This is a genomic window from Neobacillus fumarioli NBRC 102428 (assembly GCF_001591485.1).
GTDB lineage: Bacteria > Bacillota > Bacilli > Bacillales > Cytobacillaceae > Neobacillus > Neobacillus fumarioli.
This window is the reverse complement of sequence record NZ_BCUZ01000100.1, coordinates 1-10,060: the sequence shown is the minus strand read 5'-3', so window position 1 is coordinate 10,060 and position 10,060 is coordinate 1. Positions and strand designations below refer to the sequence as shown.

6 protein-coding genes and 3 pseudogenes are annotated in these 10,060 nt (G+C 41.0%); 6 read left to right on the top strand and 3 right to left on the bottom strand.

The features are described 5' to 3' along the window. Positions 1-95: 95 nt before the first annotated feature. Both deoD and BFU02S_RS12460 read left to right on the top strand, forming a co-directional pair. A complete protein-coding gene (gene deoD, locus BFU02S_RS12465) occupies positions 96-809 on the top strand; it encodes a purine-nucleoside phosphorylase (protein WP_066371115.1) in 714 nt (237 codons plus the stop codon). A gap of 283 nt (positions 810-1,092) precedes the next feature. Continuing rightward, positions 1,093-2,004, top strand: a complete 912-nt coding sequence (locus BFU02S_RS12460) for a 5'-methylthioadenosine/S-adenosylhomocysteine nucleosidase (protein ID WP_066371113.1) — start codon at positions 1,093-1,095, stop codon at positions 2,002-2,004. A gap of 229 nt (positions 2,005-2,233) precedes the next feature. Here BFU02S_RS12460 and BFU02S_RS12455 read toward each other — a convergent pair whose 3' ends face one another. Both BFU02S_RS12455 and BFU02S_RS12450 read right to left on the bottom strand, forming a co-directional pair. Then, complete coding sequence (locus BFU02S_RS12455) at positions 2,234-2,998, bottom strand: TrmB family transcriptional regulator (protein ID WP_066371118.1); 765 nt, start codon at positions 2,996-2,998, stop codon at positions 2,234-2,236. A gap of 176 nt (positions 2,999-3,174) precedes the next feature. Beyond that, positions 3,175-4,332 (bottom strand): annotated as a pseudogene (locus tag BFU02S_RS12450) (ROK family protein). Positions 4,333-4,388: 56 nt separating this feature from the next. On the opposite strand from BFU02S_RS12450, the pseudogene BFU02S_RS12445 reads away from it, so the two are divergent. From BFU02S_RS12445 to BFU02S_RS12430, 4 genes and pseudogenes are all read left to right on the top strand, one after another. After that, positions 4,389-4,746, top strand: a pseudogene (locus BFU02S_RS12445) (xylose isomerase); the annotation flags it as partial. 302 nt (positions 4,747-5,048) lie between these two features. Beyond that, positions 5,049-6,436, top strand: a pseudogene (xylE, locus tag BFU02S_RS12440) (D-xylose transporter XylE). 95 nt (positions 6,437-6,531) lie between these two features. Further along, positions 6,532-8,034, top strand: coding sequence for a xylulokinase (xylB, locus tag BFU02S_RS12435; RefSeq protein WP_066371111.1), 1,503 nt, complete (start codon positions 6,532-6,534; stop codon positions 8,032-8,034). Between the two features lie 117 nt (positions 8,035-8,151). Then, complete coding sequence (locus tag BFU02S_RS12430; RefSeq protein WP_066371110.1) at positions 8,152-9,363, top strand: cell wall-binding protein; 1,212 nt, start codon at positions 8,152-8,154, stop codon at positions 9,361-9,363. Between the two features lie 56 nt (positions 9,364-9,419). Here the strand turns inward: BFU02S_RS12430 and BFU02S_RS12425 are convergent, their stop codons facing one another. Next, a complete protein-coding gene (locus BFU02S_RS12425) occupies positions 9,420-9,986 on the bottom strand; it encodes a Uma2 family endonuclease (RefSeq protein WP_066371106.1) in 567 nt (188 codons plus the stop codon). Between the last annotated feature and the right edge of the window lie 74 nt (positions 9,987-10,060).

Sequence of the window (10,060 nt, the reverse complement as noted above, 5' to 3'; positions counted from 1 at the left end):
TTCTTTCTTTACTTTGTGCCATTTTTTCTATTACTAGGGCAAATATGGTGAATAAAGAGATTTCTAAAATTTAAACAGGGAGGCAGTCATCATAAATGAGTGTTCATATCAATGCGAAACAAGGAGAAATTGCGGAAAATATTCTGTTGCCGGGAGATCCTTTGCGTGCCAAATATATTGCGCAAAACTTTTTAGAGGATGTTACCTGCTATAATGAAGTGCGCGGAATGCTAGGGTTTACTGGAACCTATAAAGGAAAAAAAGTTTCTGTGCAAGGAACGGGCATGGGGATTCCATCTATCTCTATTTATGTGAATGAGTTGATTCGGGAATATGGAGTGAAAAATTTAATTCGCGTAGGGTCATGTGGAGCGATCCAAAAGGATCTTCATGTACGGGATGTTGTTCTTGCGATGACGGCTTCCACTGATTCCAACATAAACCGTTTGACCTTTCCAGGGGTTGATTACGCTCCTTGTGCTGATTTTGAGTTGTTGACCAATGCCTATGCTATTGGCACTCAGCAGGGGATTCATATCAAGGCAGGAAACGTCTTGTCGGCGGATGTCTTTTACCGTGACAGTATGGATCTTGTCCAAAAATTGGGCGATTATGGTGTGCTGGCAGTAGAGATGGAAACCGCGGCATTGTATACATTGGCAGCGAAATACGGTGTGCGGGCATTGTCTATTCTGACCGTCAGTGACCATATTTTCACTGGAGAGGATACAACGGCTGAGGAACGGCAGACTACTTTTAATGATATGGTCGTTATGGCGCTGGAAGCCATAATAAGAGACAGGGAGTAATTCCTGCCTTTTTCTAGTAATATAAGAATTTCTTCTGAATAGAAGAGATTCTGTAAATGGACCTAATAAATATCTGACAGATGGTAAACCTTTAAATATAAAAATGGCCACATCATTTGGGGGAAGAACAACGATGAAATAGATCATTGCCATCATCGGGCTGCTTGTTGTTTTTGACTTACTTAGTTGTAATCGGAAACAGATCAAAATAAGGTCGATTATTCTGATGGTTTTTATCTGGCTTAAACATATCGGCCCATCAAACAGCAGGAGGATACACAGCATGAATACTCGCAAAAAAGGTCTTGCGCAGCTGAAATTTGGCAAAAGAGAATTAAAGAAATTTGGTGCTTTTGTCTCCATAACGGCGATGTCATTAACCCTATTAGCCGGATGCAATTTTTCATCACCATCTATAAAAACGGCTCAAGCAAAAGAGGAGAAACCTCTTCTCATTCAAGGGGCCATGCAGATCGAGGTAGAAAGTTTTTTAAAGAAACTCAAACATGTGAAAGTAGAAGAGTCAGGAGATTTTGTTTTTTACCGAGGAACAATTGATCAATATCCTGTTATCCTTGCTAAAACAGGTAAAGGAATGGAAAATGCTGCAGCTTGTACGGCGGTAGCTATTGAACATTATCATCCTAAAGCCATCATCAATGAAGGTACAGCAGGCGGACATGATCCAAATTTACGGGTGTTTGATATTGTTCTAGGCAAAAAGACAGTCAATATGGGTTCATTTATAACAGAAATAAAAGGGAAAAATGAAGGTATCCACCCAACCCAATGGAGACCAATGGACTTAATGGCAGCTGATGGGAGCGAAATCAATCCAGATTCTGCAAAGATCCGATACTACAAGGGTGATAAAGATTTACTTGCGGCTGCTGACGCTGTGAAGGATCAATATAAGAAGGGGAAAGTGACAGAAGGTACGATTGGATCTTCCGATGTGTGGAATAATGAAATGGATCGCATTCAATGGTTCCATGATAAATTCGGCACATCAGCAGAAGAAATGGAAGGATTTGCCCAAGCGCAAATCGCCGATGAATACCACATCCCGTTCTTGGACATTCGAATCATATCCAATAATTTAACAAATGGCGGTCAATACAATCCAAATACAGCAGTATCATGTCAGGATTATGTCTATCATGTAGTGAAAAAATATATTTCTGAGAATAAATAAAAGAATTGGACCTTTGTATAAAGATAAGAAAGTTGACTTCGAAAATTGTCCAGCTCCACAAGAAATGCTTCGACAGCACCAGCATCGCACGCCTAAAAGCGATAGCTTTTAGGCGGAACGCCCAGCCCCTTGTTATGTGCTCCTGCGCCATAGCTTATAGCTCGTCGCATGCCTACAAGGAGGATTATTCGGAGAAGCAGGCAGGCTGACCAAGCCGCTTCTTGCTTTTCTAGTAACGCAGCCGCATTAATAGCTGTTTGATGTCCTCGTCCTGCATTAACTGGTCTTCATACTTTTTGGTGATGTGTGCAAGTGCTACATCGTGATAGAAGAATTCAATAAAAAATTTAACAAATGGCTTTGATTTAGTGATCATGGCTTGCCAAGAATTATTTTCCACACCGGCAAATAAAATCGTTTCCTCATCAATAATGATAAGGCGGTTCTTTTCCAAGACCCGATGTTCTTTATTTGGTGATAGTGTATGCAAGGCAGATAATGCGATTTCTTCCTCTATTTCACCGACCACGAGTGCTTCCACTTTTACCCCTGCTTGCTCTTTGTCCAGCAATAATGGCAGATAATCGGGGAGTTCTTCTTTCCATAGCGAAATGATAATCGAATGATGTGCTTCCTGTAAAAGTTGTTTGCCTTGCAGTTGAATGGAGGAATCTACCTTTAAACTCCAAACCCGGTCATCCATCACAATTTTTTTAGAAGAATGTTGTTTCAATTGATCAATATTTGCTTGAAATTCTTTTGTTAATTTGTCGATCACGAGATGTAATGGCAGGGCAGTGTAGAGCTTTTTCTTCTCTGATACGGAATCGAGAACCATCCCTTTTTCAATCATGCGGGAAAGGACTTCGTATACTTTTGCTTTTGGAACTCCGGAATATTTGACGATCATGGCAGCATCAAGCGGCTCGTTGCTTGAGACAAGCGCTTCGTATACTTGGCTTTCATATTGGGAAAATCCGAACTTTTGCAGCATTCTTCCAACCTCTTTTAATGAAATTTCAAACAATAGGACACCCTTCCACTATATTGAATAGAAGAGGTTTTGTAAATGGCCCCAACCAAATGACTTTTAGCATTTATTAATTAGGAAGAAAGGATCATTTAGGCCTCTGGCTTCTCTTAACAGGCTTGCCAGTCGGCGAGTTTTATTTAAGCACAAACCGCTTCCAGGAAGTGTTCGATTACAAGGGAGGAGGCTCCTAATGTGGTTGCGTTTTTCCCCAACGAAGACAGCAACAGATCGTAACTGTTGGCGAACTGATGATGGATTCTCAACGAAATAGAATTTCTGACGGAATTTAATACCATTGGCAGTGCTTCTATGACATCGTTCCCAATAATGACGGCTTCCGGGTTAAATGTATTTAGAATACTGGTCAGGCCAATCCCTAAATAGTATCCAAAATTTTCTAAGGCCATCAAAATTTCAGGATTATTTTGATTGGCGTGTTCAGTGAGTTACTGTAAGGAGCTTTTTTGCAGATGATGGGGCAAGGATTTGAGCAAGGCCTTTTCAGAGGCATATAATTCCCAACACCCCCGATTTCCACAGCTGCACTTTAGGCCATTTAAATCAATCGTTATATGGCCCATTTCTCCTGCGAGGCCTTTGACGCCCCGATATAACTCATTTTTCATGATAATGCCAATCCCAATCCCGGTACTGACACTTACATAAATAAGATTTTCATAATTTTTCGCAACTCCAAATTCCTTCTCTCCATGGGCGCCGGCATTCGCTTCATTTTCCACAAAAACAGGCACCTGAAATTCCTGCTCAATTTGTGCCTTTTAATTCATATCATAATCCCAGTCAAAGTTTGGGGTAAAGATGATTTGCTGCTCGCGATTGACAAGTCCGGGTACCCCTAAACAAATGCCGATTAAACCGTATGGTGACTCCGGCATTTGTTCAATAAAATGTTTAATCATGGAAAATAAGAGGTCTTTGACGATTTCGGGAGAAGGGTTCTCCAAAAGCCGGTAATCATCGAGGACGATATTTCCCTTTAAATCTGTTAATAACCCGTTCGTATAATTAACACCGATATCGATCCCGATCGAATAGCCTGCATTTTTATTAAAAACAAGCATAACAGGTTTTCTGCCGCCGCTTGATTGGCCTTGGCCAATTTCAAAAATAAGGTTTTTCTCAATTAATGAGTTGATCTGAGATGAAACGGTCGATTTATTTAGCCCGGTTATTTCGGAAAGCTTGGCCCTGGAGATAGGGGAATTGGCAACAATCTCCTTTAACAATATTTTTTGATTGATTTTTTTTACCAACATTTGCTCTGTAATCACCACATATATTCACTCCGTTTGTCTTTTCGATAAACTAAGTTGAGATTTGTTATCATCGTATATTTATATTTCTGCAAAACGGCGGCCTCGGACGCGGCGGATTAAAATTTCGATGCCAAAGTGAGAAGAACCTCATTTGAACTGGATGATATAGTGTATGCCCATGTGGCCGGAATGGATGCCTTTGCAAGAGGGTTAAAGGTTGCCAACAAGTTAATCGAGGACCGTGTTTTTGAGGATGTTATCGCTGAGCGCTACAGCAGTTATACAAAAGGAATCGGGCTTGAAATTGTTGAAGGACGTGCGGACTTCCATACCCTTGAAGCGTATGCCCTTAACAATAACACGATTAAAAACTTCTCAGGTAAAACGGAACGCTTGAAAGCTTTATTAAATCAATACCTTTTAGAAGTTTAAACAGCAGGTCCTTGTTTAAAAGTATTGAAAGTATAAATGTTGACTTCGAGAATTGTCCAGCTCCACAAGAAATGCTTCGACAGCATCAGCATCACACGCCTAAAAGCGGTAGCTTTTAGGAGGAGCGCCTAGGCCCTCGTTATGTGCTTCTGCACCATAGCTTATTCGAAGAGGCTTAAGGGTGTTTTTAATCCAGTGATCCTTAAAAGTATTCAAGTATTTTATAAAAACATTTCTATCCATAATAAAAGGAGGATAAAGACAGGAATCTATGGAAACGGTTTCTGTCTTTGAATAGAAAGATGGAGCAAAAACGAAATTCTCTTTTTCTTTTTGGTATTACACTGGTTGCTACCATTGGTGGCTTGCTGTTTGGTTATGATACCGCTGTCATCTCAGGGGCGGAGGAGTCATTAAAAGTTTATTTAATTGACAGCTTGCACTTAGGGGCTTTTATCCATGGAGCCACGATTTCAAGTGCTTTAATTGGATGTATTATCGGCGGCTGTATTTCCGGTCTGTTTGCCTCAAAGCTTGGCCGGAAGAATTCTTTGATTATTGCGGCGATTCTTTTCTTAATATCGTCATTGGGGGCCGCCTACCCCGAGTTTATATTTTTCAAAAAAGGGGAACCAACGATTGGCCTGTTAATTGTCTTTAATATTTATCGGATTGTGGGCGGGATTGGCGTCGGATTGGCTTCAGCTGTTTGTCCTATGTATATCGGGGAAGTGACGCCAGCAAACATTCGCGGCCGGCTCGTATCCTTTAACCAGTTTATGATTATCCTTGGGATGCTGGTTGCCTACTTTGTAAATTTTTCTATCTCCTATGGAGAAAATCAGGAGTGGGTTAATGATATTGGCTGGAGATACATGTTTGCTTCGTACGGTGTGCCGGCTCTTTTGTTTGGGATCCTGTTAATAATAGTTCCAGAACACCCCGGTACTTATCCTTGACAAATCAAGATGATAAGGCGCTGGACATTGTTTCCAAAATTAACGGTTCTCAAGCGGCAAAAACGATTCTGGAGGAGATCAAACAAACGGTGGATACATCCTCCGAGAAACTATTTACTTACGGAAAATTGGTCATCGTGATTGGGATTTTGCTTTCGGTATTCCAGCAGTTTGTCGGCATCAATGTGGCTCTGTATTATGCGCCGAGGATTTTTGAAAGTATGGGAGCAGGAAAAGACGTCTCGATGTTACAGATAACAGTTATGGGCTTAGTCAATGTTATTTTTACGGTTGTTGCCATTCTCTCGGTGGATAAGTGGGGACGCAAGCCGTTATTAATCATTGGTTCCATTGGGATGGCCATCGGAATGTTTGGTGTGGCTGGCATGGCTTACTCAGACGCTATTGGAATAGGGACGCTAATCTTCATTATTATCTATACTGCTTCGTTTATGATGTCATGGGGACCAATTTGCTGGGTGTTGATTTCCGAGATTTTCCCGAATAAACTTCGCGGACGGGCAGTCGCGATTGCCGTGGCAGCGCAATGGGCTGCAAACTACCTCATTTCTTCTACGTATCCCGTGATGATGGAGTATAGCAGCACATTAACCTATGGTTTTTACGGTTTGATGAGTGTTCTATCCGCCATTTTTGTTTGGAAGCTTGTACTGGAAACAAAAGGAAAGACATTGGAGGAAATAGAAGCAATTTGGAAAAGAACAGCTTAAATTAATATAAACGCTATCCTAAGCTTTACATATGAAGGATAGCGTTTGTTTTTCGTAATATTGCACAAAAACCTATTTAAAGTGGGGGAATCTAGTTGAAATATGTTGTTGGCGAAGATCTTGGGACAAGTTCTGTGAAAGTACTGCTTGTTGATCAAAAGGGGACGGTTCATTATTCTGTTTCAAAGGATTATCCGCTTATTCAGCCGCAGCCTGGATATAGTGAGCAAAACCCTGAAGATTGGATTGAACAAACCATTCAAGCGTTAAAACAATTGGTGAACGAATCAGGGGTAAATCCGGATAATATTGAGGGACTTAGTTTTTCCGGACAAATGCACGGGCTTGTCTTGCTAGATAACGAACATCAGGTCATCCGGAATGCGATTTTGAGGAATGATACGAGAACCACTTCGCAATGTAAGAAAATTGACCATCAATTGGGCGGCAAATTACTAGATATTACGAAAAATCCTGCTCTAGAGGGCTTTACTTTACCGAAATTTCTTTGGGTAAAAGAAAATGAACCAGAAAATCTGCAAAAGACCAGCGTGTTCCTACTGCCAAAGGATTATCTCCGTTACCGCTTAACCGGGAAAATCCATATGGATTACTCTGACGCAGCAGGAACCCTTCTATTAGATGTCATCAGCAAATCGTGGAGTGCCGAAATACTCCACAACTTTGATATTTCTGTTTCGATCTGTCCGCCTTTAGTAGAGACAGAAGCTTTCATCGGGACGATTTTACCAGAGATCGCCGAACTTACGGGACTGCCGCCAGCAGTTAAAGGGTTTGCCGGCGGGGCAGACAATGCCTGCGGTGCAATTGGGGCCGGGATTTTATCAGAAGGTAAAGCACTTTGCAGTATCGGAACATCTGGCGTTTTCCTCACTTATGAAAATGATAAAAACAAGAATTACGGAGGAAAAGTTCATCTTTTCAACCATGGTCAAAAGGATTCCTACTATACAATGGGGGTTACACTGGCAGCAGGGTATAGTTTAACCTGGTTTAAGGATACCTTTTCACCGAATCAGACTTTTTCGGATCTTGTAGAAGAAGCTGAATCGTCCACTATTGGGGCAAACGGTCTTCTTTTTACCCCGTTTTCGGCAGGTGAACGGACACCATATGCCGATGCCAAAATAAGAGGAACGTTCACAGGAATGGATAGTTCGCATAAAAGGGGAGACTTTACTCGTGCTGTCATAGAAGGAATTGTCTTTTCTATTCATGAGAGTGTGGAACTTTTTCGGAATTATGGCAAAAGCATTGAGACGGTTATTTCTATCGGAGGCGGTGCCAAAAGTGATCTTTGGCTGCAAATCCAGGCAGATATCTTTAATGCTAAAATCGTTAAATTGCAAAACGAACAAGGTCCTTGCATGGGAGCTGCAATGGTTGCCGCTGTTGGCTTGGGCTGGTTCACTTCCCTCAAAGAATGTGCAGAGGAGTTTATAAAAGCGGATCAAGTGTATGAGCCAAAACCAGAAAACGTCCGGCTCTATCAGGAATATTATCAAGTGTATAAAGATGTATACCTGCATATCGTTTCCATTAATCACCAGTTATTTGATCTTCGAAAGAAGAAATAGCAATGTTTTTTACACCCAGGTTTTCCGTAATAGTCAAGATGATGGATTGTCTTTTTTGATGGAAATAAAGTAATATATAGTCTGATAAATAGACTACCAGCAAGAAAGGGAGGACAAATGAAAGATTACAAGAAAATAGCTGTCGTTTTGGTAGGAATAGTCATACTGTTATTTATGAATGTTCCTGTCTATGCATTCAATGAAACAAAGAACTTTGATAAGATCTCAACTTCAGACCAGAATGAAACTCCTCGATATGGTTGGGTGCTTTCAAATGGCACTTGGTATTTTTATACAAAAAGAGGCAAATACACTGGCTGGCTTTATGATCATGGGAGATGGTATTACCTCGATTCGACAGGTGCGATGCAAACAGGATGGGTAAAGGATGGCAACACTTGGTACTACCTAAATAGTAATGGATCTATGAGGACTGGGTGGCTGTATGACCGCGGTGCTTGGTACTACCTGAATGGAAATGGCTCGATGCAGACCGGTTGGCTTTATACAGGCGGGAAGTGGTACTACCTGACTAGTAACGGCTCGATGAAAACCGGTTGGCTAAATGCAGGTGGGAAGTGGTACTACCTGACTAGCGATGGCTCGATGAAAACCGGTTGGCTTTATACAGGTGGGAAATGGTACTACCTGACTAGCGATGGTTCCATGAAAACCGGCTGGGTGTATCTTAACAGATGGTATTATCTTGACCGAAACGGTGTTTGGATTCCCAATACAATTGCGGACCAGTTTACCACCATCTCGAAAAATAATCAGCTCATTCTAGTAACAACAACAGGTTATAATACAAATAAAGCAGAAATTCGTACATTTGAAAAAGTGGATAACAAGTGGTATCAAAAACTCGATGTTAGCGGATATATTGGTAAATACGGCTTTGCCAAGGTTATGAGTGAAGATGCCGAAATGTCGCCGCGTGGAAAATATACGATCGGAACAGCGTTTGGCAGGTATCAAAACCCTGGCACAAAGCTCCCCTATCGCCAAATCACATCTGATGATGTATGGGTAGATGATCCTAAGTCCGCACTTTATAATACGTGGCAAAAGGCATCAGAAAACCATGGCCGCTGGAGCAGCGCGGAAAAAATGGATATTCCCGCTTATAATTACGGATTTGTGATTAACTACAATACAGAAAGAATTCCGGGAGCAGGTTCCGCGATCTTTTTCCATGTTTCCAATAGTTACACACTTGGCTGTACAGGAACGGCCGAAAGCAATGTCCTTTCCATTCTTCGCTGGCTGGATCCTGACAAAAACCCAGTGATCATTCAAACTCCCGAGAGTGAATTAAGTAACTACTAATAAAGAAAGCACTTCAGGTTGAAGTGCTTTTTATTTTTTGATTTTGGGCTTATAGATTAGGAAAGAATGGTACTTAGTGTGATTTCAAATTCCGGGAAAAGATGAGAGTGGAATATATTCTCTTCGTTATAAATATAAGGTGTTCCGTACAGACTGTTTTCACCGAGGATATATTGTTCCACAACTTTCTCATTTGGATAAATTAATAAATACTCTCTTACACCATGTTTTTGATATTGATTCAGTTTCTCAATACGATCTCTCTGCCAAGTGGAAGGAGAAAGAACTTCTACGATTAGATCCGGAGCACCTTTGCATCCTTTATCATCTAATTTCCTATTATCGCATACGACGCTAATATCTGGCTGGACTACCAGATATTCTTCTTCATCTGCTGCAGCAGATAATCTAACATCAAACGGAGTAGTGTATACTTCACATGATTTCCCTTTAAAAAATGTATATAGCTCACCCGTAAATCGGGTTACAATACGTTGATGTTGTCGCGACGGTGCAGCATGCATATAGGGAATACCATTAATAATTTCATAACGTGGCTGATCAGGCCATGTTAGATATTCAGCATATGATACTTTCTTAGGATGAGGTTGATTTATACTCATAATGAGACACCCCCTAAATTATCCTCATTTTAACATTATCATTGAAATAATTCACCTTTCTTAAACGTAAGCGT

What these genes read in the sequence shown, in the direction of transcription:
- BFU02S_RS12455 (WP_066371118.1), bottom strand. Translation starts at nt 2,998, where the DNA reads ATGCTGCAAAAGTTCGGATTTTCCCAATATGAAAGCCAAGTATACGAA.
- BFU02S_RS12430 (WP_066371110.1), top strand. Translation starts at nt 8,152, where the DNA reads ATGAAAGATTACAAGAAAATAGCTGTCGTTTTGGTAGGAATAGTCATA.
- BFU02S_RS12460 (WP_066371113.1), top strand. Translation starts at nt 1,093, where the DNA reads ATGAATACTCGCAAAAAAGGTCTTGCGCAGCTGAAATTTGGCAAAAGA.
- deoD (WP_066371115.1), top strand. Translation starts at nt 96, where the DNA reads ATGAGTGTTCATATCAATGCGAAACAAGGAGAAATTGCGGAAAATATT.
- BFU02S_RS12425 (WP_066371106.1), bottom strand. Translation starts at nt 9,986, where the DNA reads ATGAGTATAAATCAACCTCATCCTAAGAAAGTATCATATGCTGAATAT.